At 70.5% G+C, this 18,799-nt stretch carries 13 protein-coding genes; 9 read left to right on the top strand and 4 right to left on the bottom strand.

Annotation, left to right across the window (positions count from 1 at the left end; all coding sequences use genetic code 11):
* Positions 1 to 48: 48 nt before the first annotated feature.
* Entirely contained in the window at positions 49 to 1,005 is a 957-nt protein-coding gene (locus AB0I94_RS18885; protein WP_363310694.1) for a CAP domain-containing protein, read from the bottom strand.
* A 132-nt stretch (positions 1,006 to 1,137) separates the two neighbouring features.
* Between AB0I94_RS18885 and AB0I94_RS18880 the strand changes: the two genes are divergently transcribed.
* From AB0I94_RS18880 to AB0I94_RS18865, 4 genes are all read left to right on the top strand, one after another.
* Positions 1,138 to 1,419 (top strand): acylphosphatase, encoded by a 282-nt coding sequence (locus AB0I94_RS18880; protein WP_363310693.1) that lies wholly within the window; start codon positions 1,138 to 1,140, stop codon positions 1,417 to 1,419.
* A gap of 383 nt (positions 1,420 to 1,802) precedes the next feature.
* A complete protein-coding gene (locus AB0I94_RS18875) occupies positions 1,803 to 2,006 on the top strand; it encodes a hypothetical protein (protein ID WP_135333243.1) in 204 nt (67 codons plus the stop codon).
* Positions 2,007 to 2,317: 311 nt separating this feature from the next.
* A complete protein-coding gene (gene smc / locus AB0I94_RS18870; protein WP_363310692.1) occupies positions 2,318 to 5,881 on the top strand; it encodes a chromosome segregation protein SMC in 3,564 nt (1,187 codons plus the stop codon).
* A gap of 251 nt (positions 5,882 to 6,132) precedes the next feature.
* Complete coding sequence (locus AB0I94_RS18865; protein WP_363310691.1) at positions 6,133 to 7,560, top strand: sugar porter family MFS transporter; 1,428 nt, start codon at positions 6,133 to 6,135, stop codon at positions 7,558 to 7,560.
* A gap of 44 nt (positions 7,561 to 7,604) precedes the next feature.
* On the opposite strand, the gene AB0I94_RS18860 is transcribed toward AB0I94_RS18865, so the two are convergent.
* Positions 7,605 to 8,585: an LLM class flavin-dependent oxidoreductase gene (locus AB0I94_RS18860; RefSeq protein WP_363310690.1), complete on the bottom strand. Its 981-nt coding sequence runs from the start codon at positions 8,583 to 8,585 to the stop codon at positions 7,605 to 7,607.
* Positions 8,586 to 8,676: 91 nt separating this feature from the next.
* A complete protein-coding gene (locus tag AB0I94_RS18855; protein ID WP_363310689.1) occupies positions 8,677 to 10,122 on the bottom strand; it encodes a cytosine permease in 1,446 nt (481 codons plus the stop codon).
* Positions 10,123 to 10,330: 208 nt separating this feature from the next.
* On the opposite strand from AB0I94_RS18855, the gene ftsY reads away from it, so the two are divergent.
* Entirely contained in the window at positions 10,331 to 11,533 is a 1,203-nt protein-coding gene (ftsY, locus tag AB0I94_RS18850) for a signal recognition particle-docking protein FtsY (protein ID WP_363310688.1), read from the top strand.
* A gap of 97 nt (positions 11,534 to 11,630) precedes the next feature.
* Here ftsY and AB0I94_RS18845 read toward each other — a convergent pair whose 3' ends face one another.
* Positions 11,631 to 12,293: a bifunctional DNA primase/polymerase gene (locus AB0I94_RS18845; protein ID WP_363310687.1), complete on the bottom strand. Its 663-nt coding sequence runs from the start codon at positions 12,291 to 12,293 to the stop codon at positions 11,631 to 11,633.
* Between the two features lie 423 nt (positions 12,294 to 12,716).
* On the opposite strand from AB0I94_RS18845, the gene AB0I94_RS18840 reads away from it, so the two are divergent.
* The 4 genes from AB0I94_RS18840 (at position 12,717) to AB0I94_RS18825 (ending at position 18,771) form a co-directional block, all read left to right on the top strand.
* The gene (locus AB0I94_RS18840) at positions 12,717 to 14,192 is read left to right on the top strand and encodes a hypothetical protein (RefSeq protein ID WP_363310686.1); all 1,476 of its coding nucleotides are present in this window, start codon (positions 12,717 to 12,719) and stop codon (positions 14,190 to 14,192) included.
* A gap of 336 nt (positions 14,193 to 14,528) precedes the next feature.
* The gene (locus AB0I94_RS18835; protein WP_363310685.1) at positions 14,529 to 15,899 is read left to right on the top strand and encodes an ammonium transporter; all 1,371 of its coding nucleotides are present in this window, start codon (positions 14,529 to 14,531) and stop codon (positions 15,897 to 15,899) included.
* The gene (locus AB0I94_RS18830) at positions 15,896 to 16,234 is read left to right on the top strand and encodes a P-II family nitrogen regulator (RefSeq protein WP_249587501.1); all 339 of its coding nucleotides are present in this window, start codon (positions 15,896 to 15,898) and stop codon (positions 16,232 to 16,234) included. Before AB0I94_RS18835 ends, AB0I94_RS18830 begins: the two co-directional genes overlap by 4 nt.
* A 77-nt stretch (positions 16,235 to 16,311) precedes the next feature.
* The gene (locus tag AB0I94_RS18825; RefSeq protein ID WP_363310684.1) at positions 16,312 to 18,771 is read left to right on the top strand and encodes a [protein-PII] uridylyltransferase; all 2,460 of its coding nucleotides are present in this window, start codon (positions 16,312 to 16,314) and stop codon (positions 18,769 to 18,771) included.
* Positions 18,772 to 18,799: the final 28 nt, after the last annotated feature.

Here is an 18,799-nt window from a genome sequence, read left to right as displayed (position 1 = left end):
CGGCGCAGCGCCACCTCACAGGTGGCGCTAACCGAGAGTTAGTGCAGCTTAGAAGCCGAAGTCCTGCGTCCACCACGGGCCGCCCGGCGCGAAGTGCGCGCCGACGCCCAGGGTCTTGTAGTCGCAGTTGAGGATGTTGGCCCGGTGGCCGGGGCTGTTCATCCAGGCGTCCATCACGGACTGGGCGTTGGCCTGGCCCCGGGCGATGTTCTCGCCGCCGAGGTCCGAGATCCCGGCCTTGTCGGCGCGGTCCCACGGGGTCGCGCCGTCCGGGTCGGTGTGGTCGAAGAAGTCACGCTCGGCCATGTCGGCGCTGAAGTTCCCGGCGAGCGAGGCCAGCGCGGCGTCACCGCGCACGGGGGAGCAGCCCACCTTGGCCCGCTCCTGGTTGACCAGGGTGAGGACATCCGCCTCGGCGACGCTCTCGGCGGACGGCGACTTCGAGCCGGTGGCCGGCGGGGCCTTCGGCTTCTCGGCAGGGGTGCGCGAGGGGCTCGGGGGCGTCGTCTTCTTCTCGTCGACCCGGTCGTCGGCCCGGTCGTCGGCCTGGGGCGCGGGCGCCTTGGACGACGGCTTCTTCGACGGCTCGGCCGAGGGCTTCTCCGTGGACTGCGAGGGGGAGGGGGCCGGGGCGTCCGGGCGGCCGGAGCCGCGGCTCGGCGGGGCCGACTCGCGCTCGACGGTGCCGGTGTCGCCACCCTGGGGCGTCACCTCGCTCGGGGTCGTGGCGGCGCGCACCTTGTTCGATTCGCCACCGCCGCCCAGGGAGTAGTTGTCGGCGCCCGGGATCAGGCCGGACGCGACCGCCACGGCACCCATCGCCACGGCTGCCGAGACCCCGAGCAGGCCGGTGCGCACCGGTGCGGCACGGCCCCTGCGACGGTGTGACACGGTGGCGGGGCGGGACTCCGGGACGCCGGCGTGCCCGCCCGCGTACGTGTCGGAGACCCCGGTGGCGCGGCCGGTGGCGGCTGCCCCTGCGCCGGAGCGTCGGTGGCGTCCCATCTCCTGGCCTTCCTCGTCCTCAGCGGTCAACGTGGCTCACCCATACGGGTGAGGCTCATCGAGTCGGGACTGTACGCGATGGCGCATGGGGACGAAGTGCTCCGAGAGCAATTGGCCGGTTAGCGTGCACCCATGAACGAAGAAGTCAGAGTCACGGCCTGGGTGCGTGGCCAGGTACAAGGCGTGGGTTTCCGCTGGTTCACGCGGGCCAAGGCTCTGGAGATCGGGGGCCTGAGTGGTTTTGCTCTCAATCTGGAGGACGGCCGTGTGCAAGTCGTCGCCGAAGGACCCCGCGAGGGCGCCCAGGGGCTGCTCGACTGGCTGCGTGAGGGCGACACTCCCGGCCGCGTCGACGGTGTCACTGAGATCTGGGACACGCCGCGCGGCATCTACGACACGTTCGCGATTCGCTGACGGAGAGCTGTCGGGCGGACCCGCTCCCGTGTGGTCGTGGCAACTGCCCGGGGCAGAAAACACCTGGTGGTTGCCAAGAACGCCCCGCCGTGGCAGGCTCCCGGGTGAAGGATGATCGACACGCCCTCAGGGCCCCGCAGCAGAGGCAGCGCCGCCGTTTCCACGGCCGCAGGCCCCCGGGTTGCCCGCCAATACGGGGCGTGATCGTGTTGACCGTCAAACTTTTTGGTGAGACTCTGAAAGCCCCGCGCACCTTAGCTGTTTGGCATGTGAGAACGGCCCGTAAGACCCAGCACGAACAACGAGTGCCAAGCACCGCGGGTGCGATTCCCTCACGACCCACACCGCTTCGGTCGGTCACTCATTGTGGAGGACCATCCATCATGGCAAAGGCGCTTCTCGGTTACGTCGGCGGTTCCGACCCGCGACTTCTCGCCGAGATGCGACGGCTCCAGCAACGCGTCCAGGACCTGGAATCTGAGCTCGTGAAGATCCAGGCCGAGAACGACGCGCTCGCGGCTGCCGCTTCTCACGAATCGCTCCTGGAGAGCATCGACGTACCCCAGGCGGAGCCTGCGCTCACCTGACCACCACCTTCAGTAAGGCGCTCACCCTCGCACGACCGTGCGTAACGCTTGGTCGCGTCACGCTCTCTTCGGTCTGTGTGTCTGTGTGCCGCCTGTCAACGCACGTGGTCGGGCTGCCCGTGTCAGCCGCTTGTCCAGATATGCAAGGGACGCTTCGGCGTCCCTCCTTTCTTGCCGCCGCCGGCCTGTTTGCTTTACACCTGATGTGCCCTGCATCTTCCGGGGTGAAACGGTGAAAGGGAAGGTGCGGCGCGCAGCGCCCCCCTGCAAGGGCGGTGGTGGAAGACGGGTGGAAGGTAGAGTCCGGCGGCGTGCACCTCAAGGCCCTGACACTGCGCGGTTTCAAATCCTTCGCGTCGGCCACGACGCTGAAGTTCGAGCCGGGCATCACCTGCGTCGTCGGACCGAACGGCTCCGGCAAGTCCAATGTCGTGGACGCACTGTCCTGGGTCATGGGCGAACAGGGCGCCAAGTCGCTGCGCGGCGGCAAGATGGAGGACGTCATCTTCGCCGGCACCACCGGGCGCCCGCCGCTCGGCCGTGCCGAGGTCTCCCTCACCATCGACAACTCCGACGGCGCGCTGCCCATCGAGTACGCCGAAGTCACCATCACGCGGATCATGTTCCGCAACGGCGGCAGCGAGTACCAGATCAACGGCGACACCTGCCGCCTCCTGGACATCCAGGAACTGCTCTCCGACTCCGGCATCGGGCGCGAGATGCACGTCATCGTCGGCCAGGGCCAGCTCGACGGCGTCCTGCACGCCGACCCCATGGGGCGCCGCGCCTTCATCGAGGAGGCCGCGGGCGTCCTCAAGCACCGCAAGCGCAAAGAGAAGGCCCTGCGCAAGCTCGACGCGATGCAGGCCAACCTCGCCCGCGTCCAGGACCTGACCGACGAGCTGCGCCGCCAGCTCAAGCCGCTGGGCCGGCAGGCCGCCGTGGCGCGCAGGGCCGCCGTCATCCAGGCCGATCTGCGCGACGCCCGCCTGCGGCTGCTCGCCGACGACCTCGTACGCATGCGGGACGCGTTGCGGACCGAGGTCGCCGACGAGGCGGAGCTCAAGCGGCGCAAGGACTCCGCGGAGGCCGAGCTGAAGAAGGCGCTCCAGCGGGAGGCCGATCTGGAGGACGAGGTGCGCCGCCTCACGCCACGGCTTCATCGGGCGCAGCAGACGTGGTACGAGCTGTCACAGCTGGCCGAGCGCGTGCGCGGCACGGTGTCGCTGGCCGACGCACGGATCAAGAGCGCCACCGCCGCGCCTCCGGAGGAGCGGCGCGGCCGTGATCCCGAGGACATGGAGCGCGAGGCGGCGCGGATCCGCGAGCAGGAGGCGGAGCTGGCGGCCGCCCTGGAAGCCGCGGAGCACGCGCTGGAGGACACCATCGGCCACCGCGGCGACCTGGAGCGGGAGCTGGCCGTCGAGGAGCGGCGCCTCAAGGACGTCGCGCGGGCCATCGCCGACCGGCGTGAAGGGCTCGCCCGGCTGAACGGCCAGGTCAACGCGGCGCGCTCGCGGGCGGCCTCCGCGCAGGCCGAGATCGACCGGCTCGCCGTGGCACGTGACGAGGCGGGGGAGCGCGCGGTCGCCGCCCAGGAGGAGTACGAGGAGCTGAAGGCGGAGGTCGACGGGCTCGACGCGGGTGACGCGGAACTCGGCGAGCGGCACGACGAGGCGAAGCGTTCCCTCACGGAGGCGGAGGGTGCGCTGACCGCTGCCCGGGAGGCGGCGACCGCCGCCGAACGCAAGCGGGCCGCGGTCGCCGCCCGGCACGAGGCGTTGGCGCTCGGCCTGCGCCGCAAGGACGGCACGGGCGCGTTGCTCGCCGCCAAGGACCGCCTCGCGGGGTTGCTCGGTCCTGCGGCCGAGCTGCTGACGATCGCCCCCGGGTACGAGGTCGCGATCGCGGCGGCGCTCGGCGCCGCGGCGGACGCGATCGCGGTGACCACCCCGGCATCGGCGGCCGAGGCCATCCGGCTGCTGCGCAAGCAGGACGCGGGCCGGGCCGCGCTGCTCCTTGCGGGGGCGCCGGACGCCGGCCCCGGTGACGTACGACGGGAAGGTTCCCAAGGGCCGCCTCTGGTGGCCGAACTGGTGCGCGGGCCCGAGGAGTTGATGCCCGCGGTGCGGCGGTTGCTGCGGGGGATGGTCGCCGTCGGTACCCTTGAGGACGCCGAGGACTTCGTCTACGCGCACCCGGAGTTCACCGCCGTCACCGCCGAAGGTGACCTGCTCGGGGCGCACTTCGCGCAAGGCGGGTCCGCCGGGGCACCGAGCCTGCTCGAAGTGCAGGCCTCCGTGGACGAGGCGGCGGCGGAGCTTGAGCGACTCGCCGAGCAGTGCGATGAGTTGGCGCACGCCCAGCAGGTGGCGGGCGAGCGGCGCAAGGAGGCGGCCACGCTCCTCGAGGAGTTGGGGGAGCGCAGGCGCGCCGCCGACCGGGAGAAATCGGCCGTGGCGCAACAGCTCGGGGCGCTCGCCGGGCAGGCCCGGGGCGCCGCGGGTGAGGCCGAGCGCAGTGCGGCCGCCGCGGCCAAGGCGCAGGAGGCGCTGGACAAGGCGGTCGAGGAGGCCGAGGAGCTGGCCGAGCGGCTCGCCGTCGCGCAGGAGGCTCCGGTCGAGGAAGAGCCCGACACCTCGGTACGCGACCGGCTCGCCGCCGACGGGGCCAACGCCCGGCAGACCGAGATGGAGGCCAGGCTCCAGGTGCGTACCCACGAGGAGCGGGTCAAGGGGCTCGCGGGACGCGCCGACTCGCTGGACCGGGCCGCGCGCGCCGAACGCGAGGCACGCGCGCGTGCCGAGCAGCGCAAGGCCCGGATGCGGCACGAGGCCGCGGTCGCCGAGGCCGTCGCCCATGGAGCGCGGCAGCTCCTCGCGCACGTCGAGGTCTCCCTCGTACGGGCTCAGGAGGAACGTGCCGCCGCCGAGCGCGCCAAGGAGGTGCGCGAGCGGGAGCTCGCCACCGAGCGGGGCCGGGGGCGTGACCTCAAGGCCGAGCTCGACGCATTGACGGATTCAGTCCACCGCGGCGAGGTACTCGGTGCCGAGAAGCGGCTGCGGATCGAGCAGCTGGAGTCCAAGGCACTGGAGGAACTCGGTGTGGAACCCGCAGGACTCGTCTCCGACTACGGCCCCGACCAGCTCGTGCCGTCCTCCCCCGCGGCCGAGGGCGAGGAGCTGCCCGATGACCCCGAGCACCCGCGCAACAGGCCCGTGCCGTACGTCCGCGGTGAGCAGGAGAAGAGGCTGAGGTCAGCCGAACGGGCGTATCAGCAGCTCGGAAAGGTGAACCCGCTGGCTCTTGAGGAGTTCGCCGCGCTTGAGGAGCGTCACAAGTTCCTGAGCGAGCAGCTGGAGGACCTGAAGAAGACGCGGGCCGACCTCCTGCAGGTGGTGAAGGAGGTCGACGAGCGCGTCGAGCAGGTCTTCACCGAGGCCTACCGGGACACCGCCCGCGAGTTCGAGGGCGTCTTCTCGCGGCTCTTCCCGGGCGGCGAGGGACGGCTGATCCTGACCGACCCCGACAACATGCTCGCCACAGGAGTCGACGTCGAGGCGCGCCCGCCCGGCAAGAAGGTCAAGCGGCTCTCGCTGCTCTCCGGCGGTGAGCGCTCGCTGACCGCCGTGGCGCTGCTCGTTTCGATCTTCAAGGCGCGGCCGAGTCCCTTTTACGTGATGGACGAGGTCGAGGCCGCGCTCGACGACACCAACCTGCAGCGGCTCATCCGGATCATGGAGGAGCTGCAGGAGGCCTCGCAGCTCATCGTGATCACGCACCAGAAGCGGACGATGGAGGTCGCCGACGCGCTGTACGGCGTGTCCATGCAGGGCGACGGCGTCTCGAAGGTGATCAGCCAGCGGCTTCGGTAGCCCCTCGTCGGTTCACACCGACGCCTGCGGACTCTCCCGTTCACATCACCTTCATAACTTCAAGACTTGAACGAAGCTCGCCTTACAGGTGCCTGAAAATCACACGAACCCAGGTATTGACTTCGAAACTTGAAGGCATAGTCTCTGCAACGTTGCTTTTACCTTCAGGTGGTGGGCGGCGTGAAGTTGTGCGCCACTTGAAGTGCTCACCCCCACCCCCGGCGATGCTGCCGGTGGCCCGAGGAGTCCATGTGACCAGCACAACGAAGGTGCCGCAGCCCGGCCACGGCAGAGAGGCCCACCCGGACCATCTCGGCCACGTCATCTTCATCACGGCGGCCGCCGCGATGGGTGGCTTCCTGTTCGGCTACGACAGTTCGGTGATCAACGGCGCGACCGTCGCCATCCAGCACCGATTCGACGTCGACGCCAACATGCTCGGCTGGATCATCGCCACCGCACTGCTCGGCTGCGCCGTGGGCGCCGCACTGGCCGGACGCATCGCCGACCGCATCGGCCGTATCCGCTGCATGCAGATCGCCGCCCTCCTCTTCGCGGCGAGCGCCGTCGGCTCGGCACTGCCCTTCGCGGCCTGGGACCTCACGATGTGGCGCTTCATCGGCGGCATCGGCATCGGCATGGCCTCCGTCATCGGCCCGGCCTACATCGCCGAGGTCGCGCCGCCCGCGTACCGAGGCCGTCTCGCCTCGTTCCAGCAGGCCGCGATCGTCATCGGCATCGCCGTCTCCCAGCTGGTCAACTGGGGCATCCTGAACATGGCCGACGGCGACCAGCGCGGCAAGCTGATGGGCCTGGAGGCCTGGCAGCTGATGCTCGGCGTCATGGTCATCCCGGCCCTTCTCTACGGCCTGCTCTCCTTCGCCATCCCCGAGTCGCCGCGCTTCCTCATCTCGGTCGGCCGCGACACCGAGGCGAAGAAGGTCCTCGCTGAGGTCGAGGGCACCAAGATCGACCTGGACGCGCGCGTCGCCGAGATCCACGAGGGCATGCGCCGCGAGCACAAGTCCTCCTTCAAGGACCTGCTCGGCAAGGTCGGCTTCCTGCCGATCGTCTGGATCGGCATCGGCCTCTCGGTGTTCCAGCAGCTCGTCGGCATCAACGTGATCTTCTACTACTCGAACCAGCTGTGGCAGTCGATCGGGCACGACCCGAGCAGCTCGTTCCTGTACTCGTTCGAGACGTCGATCGTGAACATCGTCGGCACGGTCATCGCGATGGTCTTCGTCGACCGGATCGGCCGCAAGCCGCTGGCCCTGATCGGGTCCGCCGGCATGGCCCTGGCGCTGTTCACCATGGCCTGGGCCTTCTCGTACCGGACCGGTTCCGGCGACAACGTCTCGCTACCGGACGCTCAGGGTCTGACCGCGATCATCGCCGCCAACACCTTCGTGCTCTTCTTCGCCCTCTCCTGGGGCGTGGTGGTCTGGGTCCTGCTCGGCGAGATCTTCCCGAACCGACTCCGCGCCGCCGCACTCGGTGTGGCCGCGTCCGCCCAGTGGCTCGCCAACTTCGCGATCACGAAGACGTTCCCGAGCATGTCCGAGTGGAGCCTGACCGGCTCGTACATCGTCTACGGAGCCTTCGCGGCGCTCTCCATCCCCTTCGTCATGAAGTTCGTCAAGGAGACGAAGGGCAAGACCCTGGAGGAGATGGGCTAATCCCCGCTGCCCCTCCTCTGAGGAAGCTGCCCCGGTTCAAGGACCTATTCCTTGAGCCGGGGCAGTACGTTTTCGCAGAAGTGGTGCAGGCTGCGCCATCCCTCGTCGACCGGCATCCCGCCGGAGAGCGGATGCAGTACGAGACTGTCGGCGCCGCCCTGCACATGCGCCACGCACTCGTCGGGCGTGAGGACGCGGTAGACACCCTCTTCGCGCAGCTCGGCGACCGTGGTGGCGGCGGACTTCACCGCCGAGCGGATGTCCTTGGACTGCCAGGAGGCGTAGGTGCGCGCCTCGTGCAGGAAGTGCTCGCCGTGCTCGGCCCAGGTGCGGTCCGGGTCGTCGGCGATGTGCAGGAGCGCGGTCCTGGCTGCGGGCATCATGGTCCAGCCCTCGGTGCCGTACTCCGCGAGGCGTTCGTTGTAGTACGCCTCAAGCTCCGGCAGATGGGCGCTGGGGAAGAACGGCAGGCCGAGCCGGGCCGCGCGTCGGGCCGCCGCCTGTGAGGAGCCGCCGACCAGGAGCAGCGGGTGCGGCTGGGTGTACGGACGCGGGGTGACGCGCGCGGTGCGGCCACGGAACTCGAAGGGCTCGCCCGTCCACGCCTGCAACAGGGTCTCCAGGAGCTCGTCCTGGAGCTTGCCGCGCCGCTTCCACTCGACGCCGAACGCCTCGTACTCCTCGGGCCGGTAGCCGATCCCCGCCACGGTCACCAGACGGCCGCCGCTGAGCAGATCGAGTACGGCGATGTCCTCGGCGAGCCGCAGCGGATCGTGCAGCGGGCCGATGATCGCGGAGACCGTGACCGTGATGCGGCGGGTCGCGCCGAAGACCGCGCCGGCGAAAGTGAAGGGCGAGGGCAGCCAGTTGTTGCCGACGCCGTGGTGTTCCTCGGTCTGCACGGTGGAGATGCCCCGGTCGTCCGCGTATGTCGCCATCTCCAGGGCGGCCTTGTAGCGCTCGCTCAGTGAGGAGGGTGTCGCATCCGGATCGACGAGGTTGAAGCGTACGACTGTGACGGGCATGGAAAACGTCCCCCTTCACCGTGGGCGGGCGAAGAGGGACGTTAGATGACGCGATGTCAGATGACCAGGGTTCGGCGGCAGTTGCTCCGGATCAGGCCGATACCAGCTCGCTCTCGCCGTCACCCTTGCCCTTGGGGACCTCGACGGCCGGGGTCCTCGGAAGCACCGCGTACAGCGCGGCGGCGATGAGGATCGTGGCCAGCCAGCCCAGGCCGTTGCGGCCGATCCAGGAGGTGGCGAGCGGGCCGCTGAACCAGTCGACCTTCGTGAAGAGCAGCCCTGCCACCAGGGCGATGGCCCACGCCGTCATGGCCTGCCAGGCGAAGCCCGCCTTGTACCAGTAGGCGCTGGTGCGCTTGGTGTCCATCAGCGCCTCGCCGTCGTACGTCTTCCGGCGCAGCATGTCGATGCCGAAGACGCCGATCCAGGCGGAGAAGGCGACGGCGAGCAGCGTCAGGAAGGAGATGAACGAACCGATGAAGCTGGTGGCCACGTTCATCAGGAGGTAGCCGAAGATCAGGCTGATGATGGCGTTGATGGACACGGCCCACGTGCGCGGGACCTTGATGCCGAGCGTCATCGCGGTGAAGCCCGCGGAGTACATCGACATCGAGTTGATCAGCAGCATGCCGATCAGGGCCATCAGGAGGTACGGCACCGCGATCCACGTCGGAAGCAGCTCGCCCAGGAAGGAGACCGGGTCGGAGGCCTTCGACAGGTTCGGCGTGCTGACCGCCATGACCGCGCCCATCAAAACCATCGGTACGACGACGATGCCGGCGCCGCCGATGGCGTTGCCCACCAGGGCCTTGTTGGAGGCCTTGCGCGGGAGGTAGCGCGTGAAGTCCGGGCCGGTGGGGACCCAGCTGATGCCGCCCGCGGCGATCACGCCGACGCCCGCGACCATCGCCGCGGTGGATCCCGCCGACTTCGAGAAGACATCCGACCAGGGGGTGTTGGCCACCAGATAGACCAGCACGAGGACGCTGAACGCGCCGAAGAGGTACGTCGCCCAGGTGTTGCAGATGTGCAGGACCTTGCGGCCGAGGCCACTGATGACGAACGTACAGGCGACGAAGATGACCAGGGTCACGACCGTCAGCCACGTGCTGGACTTCACGCCGAAGCAGATGTCCAGGACGGTGATGATCGCGTACGCGCCCGTGACCGCGTTGATCGTCTCCCAGCCCCAGCGCGCGACCCAGATCAGCGAGCCGGGGAAGAGGTTGCCGCGCTGGCCGAAGACCGCGCGCGAGAGCGTCATGCCGGGGGAGCCGCCGCGCTTGCCCGCGATCGAGATGAGACCGACAAGGCCGTAGCTGAGAAGCGGCGAGACCAGGGCGACGACCAGGGCCTGCCAGAAGTTGAGGCCGTTGGTCACGATGAGGCCCGCGCCCATGGTGAGCAGCAGGACGCTGATGTTGGCCGCCACCCAGGTGGGGAACAGCTCGCGGGTCCTGCCGGTGCGCTCGGAGTCGGGGACGGGCTCGAGGCCGCGTGTCTCCAGGGCGCCTTCGGTTTCGGCGGTGGTGCTCATGGGGTGGGTCCGTGCCTCTCGCTCGGATCGCAACGCCGCGATCCGTCCGTGATCTGTCCGTGGGGGTGATCGGGTTGGACTCTACGCGCGTTGATACGGGGAGCTCCATCGTACTTTAGTCCGAGTAGTGCCCTCTATGAGCTTATGTTCTTTGGAGGAAACTACAGCCTGAGCCCCTGTTGCCCCCATGGCTGATACTGGGTGGGTTATGGAAATCGTCATCCTTGCTGTAGTCATCGCCGTGGTCGTGATCGGCGCGCTCGGCGGGCTCGTGGTCGGCAGTCGCAAGAAGAAGAAGCTGCCGCCGCAGGCTCCGTCGTCCACGCCCACCATCACCGCCCCTCCGGCCGAGCCGCATGTCGGCGACGAGGCCGAGACGCCGCGCGACGAACCGCGCCGCACGATCGAGGAGGTGGAACTCCCGCTCGCCGAGCCCTCGGCCCCCGTGGTCATCGAGGAGCCGGCCGCTCCGGAGGTCGAGACCCCGGAGCCCACGGCAGGTCGCCTGGTCCGTCTGCGCTCGCGCCTCTCGCGCTCGCAGAACGCGCTCGGCAAGGGGCTGCTCACGCTCCTCTCCCGCGAGCACCTGGACGAGGACACCTGGGAGGAGATCGAGGACACGCTCCTCACCGCCGATGTCGGCGTGGCCCCCACGCAGGAACTGGTCGAGCGGCTCCGCGAGCGCGTCCGCGTGCTCGGCACCCGCACCCCGGACGACCTGCGCACGCTGCTGCGCGAGGAGCTCGTGGCGCTGGTCGACCCGGACCTCGACCGCACGGTCAAGACCGAGTCGGGCCTGGGGACGCCCGGCATCGTGATGGTCGTCGGCGTGAACGGCACCGGCAAGACCACCACCACCGGCAAGCTCGCCCGCGTCCTGGTCGCCGACGGCCGCTCCGTGGTCCTCGGCGCCGCCGACACGTTCCGCGCGGCCGCCGCCGACCAGCTGCAGACCTGGGGCGAGCGCGTCGGCGCGCGCACGGTCCGCGGCCCCGAGGGCGGCGACCCCGCCTCGATCGCCTTCGACGCGGTCAAGGAGGGCATCGCGGAGGGCGCCGACGTCGTCCTCATCGACACCGCGGGGCGCCTGCACACCAAGACCGGCCTGATGGACGAGCTCGGCAAGGTCAAGCGCGTCGTCGAGAAGCACGCGCCGCTGGACGAGGTGCTGCTCGTCCTGGACGCCACGACCGGGCAGAACGGCCTGGTGCAGGCACGGGTCTTCGCCGAGGTCGTGAACATCACCGGCATCGTCCTGACGAAGCTGGACGGCACGGCCAAGGGCGGCATCGTCGTGGCGGTCCAGCGCGAGCTGGGCGTGCCGGTGAAGCTGATCGGACTCGGCGAGGGCGCGGACGACCTGGCGCCGTTCGAGCCCGAGGCGTTCGTGGACGCGCTGATCGGCGAGTAGCCTCCCGCGTACGGGCGAGCAGCCTCCCGCGTACGAGAGAAATGCCCCGCCCCGGGGTGCAGCCGGGGTGGGGCATTTCCGTGTGCGGGCGCCGTGACTACGCGGGTGAGCGATGGGCCACGTACGCCAGGGTCCCGAGGAGCAGCCGGGCCTGCGGGGGATGCGTCGCCGAGTCCAGGTCCGGGGCGCGAAGCCAGCGGACCGGGCCGAGGCCCGCGTGGTCGGAGGGTGGGGCCGTGATGTGCGTGCCCGGACCCAGGCCGTGCAGGTCGATGGCGGCGTCGTCCCAGCCCATGCGGTAGAGCAGCTGGGGGAGTTCGGCGGCGGCGCCGGGGGCGACGAAGAAGTGCGCGCGGCCCTCCGGGGTGGCGGCCACCGGGCCGAGCGGCAGGCCCATGCGCTCCAGGCGGACCAGGGCCCGGCGTCCTGCCGCCTCGGCCACCTCGATGACGTCGAAGGCGCGGCCCACGGGCAGCAGCACGGCGGCGCCCGGGAACTGCGTCCAGGCCTCGGTCACTTCGTCGAGCGTCGCCCCGGCGGGCACCTCGGCGGCGAACTCCAGGGGGTGGGCGCCGGGGGCCGCGCAGTCGGCCGCGCCGCAGGAGCAGCGGCCGCCCGAGGCGCGTGCGCCTGGGACCGCGGCCCATCCCCACAGTCCGGTGTACTCCGCCACCGCCGTGCAGTCCGACGTGCGGCCGCGCCGCCGTGTACCGGTGCGAGGCTTGTCGGTTCCCCGGATGCCGCCGATCGTGAAGCCCATGCCCCCTCCAACGGGTCGAGCGCGGTGTGGTTACGTGACGGAATCGGATCGTTACCCTGTGCTCTTGTTTGTCGGCGTGCAGGGGCGCAAAGGGGGTGCGCCCGGTCATGCGCGCCCCCGAGTGCTCCGTTCCGCCCACCTTCGGTCGTCCACTGTCAAGTCAATCGCTTGTAGCGGCCCGGGAGTTCATTCGAAGGGGTGGCGAATGGTGGCGTTTCCGCGATCGCCCTCGCCGGAGGGGTGATCGTAGGATTACTTTCAGTACATGGACCTTGAGTGCTGTGCACTCGTGGGTATGCCGGAGGCAAGTCGGTTCCCTGTTCGACGGGTGACGTTCTCCGGACGGAGAGCCGCGGTGCGCGGCATCCTGGTAAGGCTTGGCGTGGACAGCGTGTAAGTGTCTTGAGGGATGGGGGCGTTCCGGTGGGCGGCAATGGCGGAAGTGGTGCGAACGCTGACAAGCGCCCCAACGAACTGCTCAATTCCTGGTTCGTGCGCAGCGGCTGGTCGAAGGGCGAGCTGGCGCGCCAAGTGAACCGCAGAGCACGGCAGTTGGGTGCGCATCACATCTCCACCGACACCTCGCGGGTGCGTCGCTGGCTGGACGGCGAGAACCCGCGCGAGCCCATCCCGCGCATCCTCTCCGAGCTGTTCTCCGAGCGGTTCGGCTGTGTCGTCGCGGTCGAGGACCTCGGGCTGCGTGCCGCGCACCAGGCGCCCTCCGTCTCGGGGGTCGACCTGCCCTGGACCGGGCCCCAGACCGTCGCCCTCATCAGCGAGTTCTCGCGCAGCGACCTGATGCTGGCCCGGCGCGGCTTCCTCGGCACCTCGCTCGCGCTCTCCGCGGGCCCCTCCCTCATCGAGCCCATGCAGCGCTGGCTGGTCCCCGGCCCGACGACCCCGGCCGGCCCCCCGGAGCCGCTCACGTCGTCCCGCAGGCCCGGCCGGCTCTCCAAACCGGAGCTCGACCTCCTGGAGTCCACGACCGTGATGTTCCGGCAGTGGGACGCGCAGTGCGGCGGCGGACTGCGGCGCAAGGCGGTCGTCGGCCAACTGCACGAGGTGACGGATTTGTTGCAGGAGCCGCAGCCGGAGGCCACGTCCAAGCGGCTCTTCAAGGTGGCGGGCGAGCTGGCCGAGCTGGCCGGCTGGATGAGCTATGACGTCGGCCTCCAGCCCACCGCCCAGAAGTACTTCGTGCTTGCCCTGCACGCCGCGAAGGAAGCGGGCGAGAAGCCCCTCGGGTCGTACATCCTCTCCAGCATGAGCCGCCAGATGATCCACCTCGGGCGGCCCGACGACGCGCTCGAACTGATCCACCTCGCGCAGTACGGAAGCCGGGACTGCGCGAGCCCGCGCACCCAGGCCATGCTGTATGCGATGGAGGCCCGCGCCTACGCCAGCATGGGCCAGCCCGGCAAGTGCAAGCGGGCCGTGCGCATGGCCGAGGACACCTTCGCCGACGCCGCCGACTTCGACGAGCCCGAGCCCGACTGGATCCGCTTCTTCTCCGAGGCCGAGCTGAACGGCGAGAACGCCCACTCGTTCCGCGACCTGGCCTATGTGGCGGGCCGCAGCCCGACGTACGCCTCGCTGGCCGAGCCCGTCATGGAGCGCGCCGTCGACCTCTTCGGCAAGGACCCCGAGCACCAGCGTTCGTACGCACTGAACCTCATCGGGATGGCGACGGTTCACCTGCTCCGGCGCGAGCCCGAGCAGAGCACCGTCCTCGCGGGCCAGGCCCTGACCGTCGCCAAGAAGGTCCGCTCCGAGCGGGTCAACACCCGCCTTCGCAAGACCGTGGACACCGCCGTGCGGGACTTCGGCGACATCGCCGAGGTCGTGCAGCTGACCGACCAGCTCGCCATCGACATGCCGGAAACCGCGGAGGCGGTCTGACGGCGCCCACCAGAACTCCGGCCGCGGCCGGCCCATCCCGAACTGCCCGACTCGGCTCCCCCATGCCAGGTCAATCGGATGGCCGCCGCGGCCGGTTTGTGCGGTGTGCGCAGGGTATGAAACCGCGCCCCGCCTGACCCGGCAGTTCATGGACGCGTAACACGTACGACCTCTTCGTCACTGCGGCGAAACATCGAGGGGCGCCCCCTGAAACGGCGCTGGGCCAATCTCATGGCGCATAACGGCCCACCTTCCCCAAGCTCTCGGCTCCGCTCGAGCAGGGGAGGCCCCGCCAGCCCGCCCGCACGGGCCGCATACGACGACGAGGAGACGCCGATGCCCCCAGGCATCACGATCGCCGCAGACGCCCCGCAGCTGTCTGCCGCCAACACAGGGTTCATGCTCATCTGTTCCGCCCTGGTGATGCTCATGACGCCGGGACTCGCCTTCTTCTACGGAGGCATGGTCCGCGTCAAGAGCACGCTGAACATGTTGATGATGAGCTTCATCAGTCTGGGAATCGTCACCATCCTCTGGGTGCTGTACGGCTTCTCCATCGCGTTCGGCACCGACCACGGCAGCCTCATCGGCTGGTCGTCCGATTACGTCGGGCTGAGCGGCATCGGGCTCACCGAGCTGTGGGACGGCTACACCATCCCGGTCTACGTCTTCGCGGTCTTCCAGCTGATGTTCGCGATCATCACGCCCGCGCTGATCAGCGGTGCGCTCGCCGACCGCGTGAAGTTCACCGCCTGGGCGCTGTTCGTGGCGCTCTGGGCCACGATCGTCTACTTCCCGGTCGCGCACTGGGTGTGGGGCACGGGCGGCTGGGCCTTCGAGCTCGGTGTCATCGACTTCGCCGGTGGTACGGCCGTGCACATCAACGCCGGTGCCGCCGCGCTCGGCGTGATCCTGGTCATCGGCAAGCGCGTCGGCTTCAAGAAGGACCCGATGCGGCCGCACAGCCTGCCGCTGGTGATGCTCGGCGCCGCACTGCTCTGGTTCGGCTGGTTCGGCTTCAACGCCGGGTCGTGGCTGGGCAACGACGACGGCGTCGGCGCGATGATGTTCCTGAACACGCAGGTCGCCACCGCCGCCGCCATGCTGGCCTGGCTCGCCTACGAGAAGATCCGGCACGGCGCGTTCACCACGCTCGGCGCCGCTTCGGGCGCCGTCGCCGGGCTCGTCGCGATCACCCCGGCCGGCGGTTCCGTCTCGCCGCTCGGCGCGATCGCCGTCGGAGCCATCGCCGGTCTGCTCTGCGCCATGGCCGTCGGCCTGAAGTTCAAGTTCGGCTACGACGACTCCCTCGACGTCGTGGGTGTCCACCTCGTCGGTGGTGTCGTGGGCTCGCTCCTCGTCGGCTTCTTCGCCACCGGTGGCGTCCAGTCCGACGCCAAGGGCCTCTTCTACGGCGGCGGCCTCGAACAGCTGGGCAAGCAGGCCGCGGGTGTCGGCGCCGTCCTCGTGTACTCCATGATCGCTTCCGCGATCCTCGCCCTCCTGGTCGACAAGACCATCGGGATGCGGGTCAGCGAGGACGAGGAGGTCGGGGGTATCGACCAGGTGCAGCACGCCGAGACCGCGTACGACTTCAGTGGTGCGGGCGGTGGCACGGCGCCCCGTACCGCCGCCCCAGTGCCCGGCCCGCCGGCCCAGGACGCCGGCAAGGCTGCGAACGAGAAGAACAAGAGGGTGGACGCATGAAGCTCATCACCGCGGTCGTCAAGCCGCACCGGCTCGACGAGATCAAGGAGGCCCTCCAGGCCTTCGGAGTCCAGGGCCTGACCGTGACCGAGGCCAGCGGCTACGGCCGCCAGCGCGGCCACACCGAGGTCTACCGTGGCGCGGAGTACACCGTCGACCTCGTGCCGAAGATCCGGATCGAGGTCCTGGTCGAGGACGACGACGCCGAACAGCTCGTGGATGTCGTGGTGAAAGCCGCCCGGACCGGCAAGATCGGGGACGGCAAGGTCTGGAGCGTGCCGGTCGAGACGGCGGTCCGGGTGCGGACCGGAGAACGTGGCCCGGACGCGTTGTGAGCTCGGTCGGCAACGGCTGAGCCACCAGAGCTGAGCGGGACTGAGCGGAACTGAGCGGGACTGACAGGAGCTGCTGGGTGACGAGTGTGGACGTACGAACTGAATCGGACTCGGAAGACTCCGGACCCAGCGGCTATGCGGCGGCCCGGCTGCGCCTCCTGCAAGGGGCGGCGCAGTCCGGGCCGCCGCGCCGTTCGGCCCTCGCCGGCCTCACGGACGACTGGCTGACCGGCCTTTTCACGGCCGCGGGTGCGCCACGGGGGGCCGCACTGGTGGCCGTGGGCGGGTACGGCAGGGGTGAGCTCTCGCCGCGCAGCGACCTCGACCTGCTGTTGCTGCACGACGGCAGCGCGGACGCCGGTGAGGTGGCGGCCCTCGCCGACCGCATCTGGTACCCCGTCTGGGATCTCGGGCTGGCGCTCGACCACTCCGTGCGCACGCCCGCGGAAGCGCGCAAGACCGCGGGCGAGGACCTCAAGGTGCAGCTGGGGCTGCTCGACGCGCGGCACGTCGTGGGCGATCTCGGGCTGACCGCCGGGCTGCGCACGGCGGTGCTCGCCGACTGGCGCAACCTCGCGCCGAAGCGGCTGCCCGAGCTGCGGGAGCTGTGCGAGGAACGGGCGGAGCGGCAGGGGGAGTTGAGCTATCTCCTGGAGCCGGACCTGAAGGAGGCCCGGGGCGGGCTGAGGGACGCGACCGCGCTGCGGGCCGTCGCCGCTTCATGGCTGGCGGACGCGCCGAGGGAGGGCCTTTCCGAGGCCCGGCGACGGCTCCTCGACGTGCGGGACGCGCTGCATCTGACCACGGGGCGGGCCACGGACCGGCTCGCCCTGCAGGAGCAGGATCAAGTCGCGTCGGAATTGGGCTTGTTGGACGCGGACGTCTTGCTGCGGCAGGTGTACGAGTCCGCCCGCACCATCTCGTACGCGAGCGACGTGACGTGGCGCGAAGTGGGCAGGGTGCTGCGGTCCCGTTCGGTGCGGCCTCGGCTGCGGGCCATGCTGGGCGGCAAGGGGGCGGCGGCCGAGCGGTCGCCGCTGGCCGAGGGGGTCGTGGAGCAGGACGGGGAGGTCGTCCTCGCGCGGGCGGCCCGGCCCGAGCGCGATCCCGTGCTGCCGCTTCGGGCCGCCGCGGCCGCGGCCCAGGCGGGTCTGCCCCTGTCGCTGCACGCGGTGCGCAGGATGGCCGCGGCGGTGCGGCCGCTGCCCACGCCGTGGCCCGCGGAGGCCCGGGAGCAGTTGGTGACGCTCCTTGGAGCCGGGCGGCCCACGGTCGAGGTGTGGGAGGCGCTGGAGGCCGAGGGCCTCGTCACCCGGCTGCTGCCCGACTGGGAGCGGGTGCGGTGCCGGCCGCAGCGCAACGCCGTGCACACCTGGACGGTCGACCGGCATCTGGTGGAGACGGCGGTGCGGGCCTCGGAGCTGACCCGGCGCGTGGGACGGCCCGACCTGCTCCTCGTGGCCGGGCTGCTGCACGACATCGGTAAGGGCTGGCCGGGGGACCACTCCGAGGCCGGGGAGATCATCGCCAGGGACGTCGCCGCCCGGATCGGTTTCGACCGGGCCGACGTGGCGGTCCTCGCGACCTTGGTACGGCATCACCTGCTGCTCATCGAGACGGCCACGCGACGGGACCTCGACGACCCGGCCACGGTTCGGGCGGTCGCGGACGCGGTGGGTTCGACGGGGACCCTTGAGCTGCTGCACGCACTGACGGAGGCGGACGCGCTGGCCACCGGCCCCGCGGCCTGGTCCACCTGGCGGGGTTCGCTCGTCGCGGACCTGGTGAAACGGGTGGGGGCGGTGCTGTCCGGGGAGGAGCCGGTGGGAGCGGAGGACGTCGCTCCCACCGCCGAGCAGGAGCGCCTCGCGGTGGAGGCGTTCCGCACGGGCGGGCCGGTGCTCGCGCTGCGGGCGCAGACGGAGGGGTCGGCGGGGGCGGGTGAGGAGGCGGCGTCGGGGGACCCCGAGCCGCTGGGCGTGGAGCTGATCATCGCGGTGCCGGATCAGCCCGGCGTGCTGTCCGCTGTCGCCGGGGTGCTCGCCATGCACCGGCTCACGGTACGGACCGCGGAGTTGCGGGGGGTGGGGCTGCCGTCCGGTCTCGAGGACCCGGTGCTGCTCCTCAACTGGCGGGTCGCCGCGGAGTACGGCTCTCTGCCGCAGGCCGCGCGGCTGCGGGCGGACCTGGTGCGGGCGCTTGACGGCTCACTGGACATCGCGGCGCGGTTGGCCGAGCGGGATGCCGCGTATCCGCGGCGGCGGGGGACCGTCGCGCCGCCGCCCCGGGTGACCGTGGCTTCGGCGGGTTCGCGTCTCGCGACGGTGATCGAGGTGCGGGCCCAGGACGCGCCGGGGCTGCTGCACCGGATCGGCCGGGCGCTGGAGTCGGCGGGGGTGGAGGTGCGGAGCGCACATGTGTCGACGCTGGGCGCGAACGCGGTGGACGCGTTCTACGTGACGGGGGCGGGGGCTCCGCTTACGGGGGAGCGGGCTGCGGGGGTGGCTCGGGCTGTGGAGGAGGGGTTGAGGGGTTGAGGGGGTAGGGGATGGGGTGCGGGGGGAG

Origin of the sequence: Streptomyces sp. NPDC050147 (genome assembly GCF_040660195.1) — a bacterium.
In the GTDB taxonomy this organism is placed as follows: Bacteria; Actinomycetota; Actinomycetes; order Streptomycetales; family Streptomycetaceae; genus Streptomyces.
This window is presented reverse-complemented; position numbering and strand designations above follow the sequence as displayed.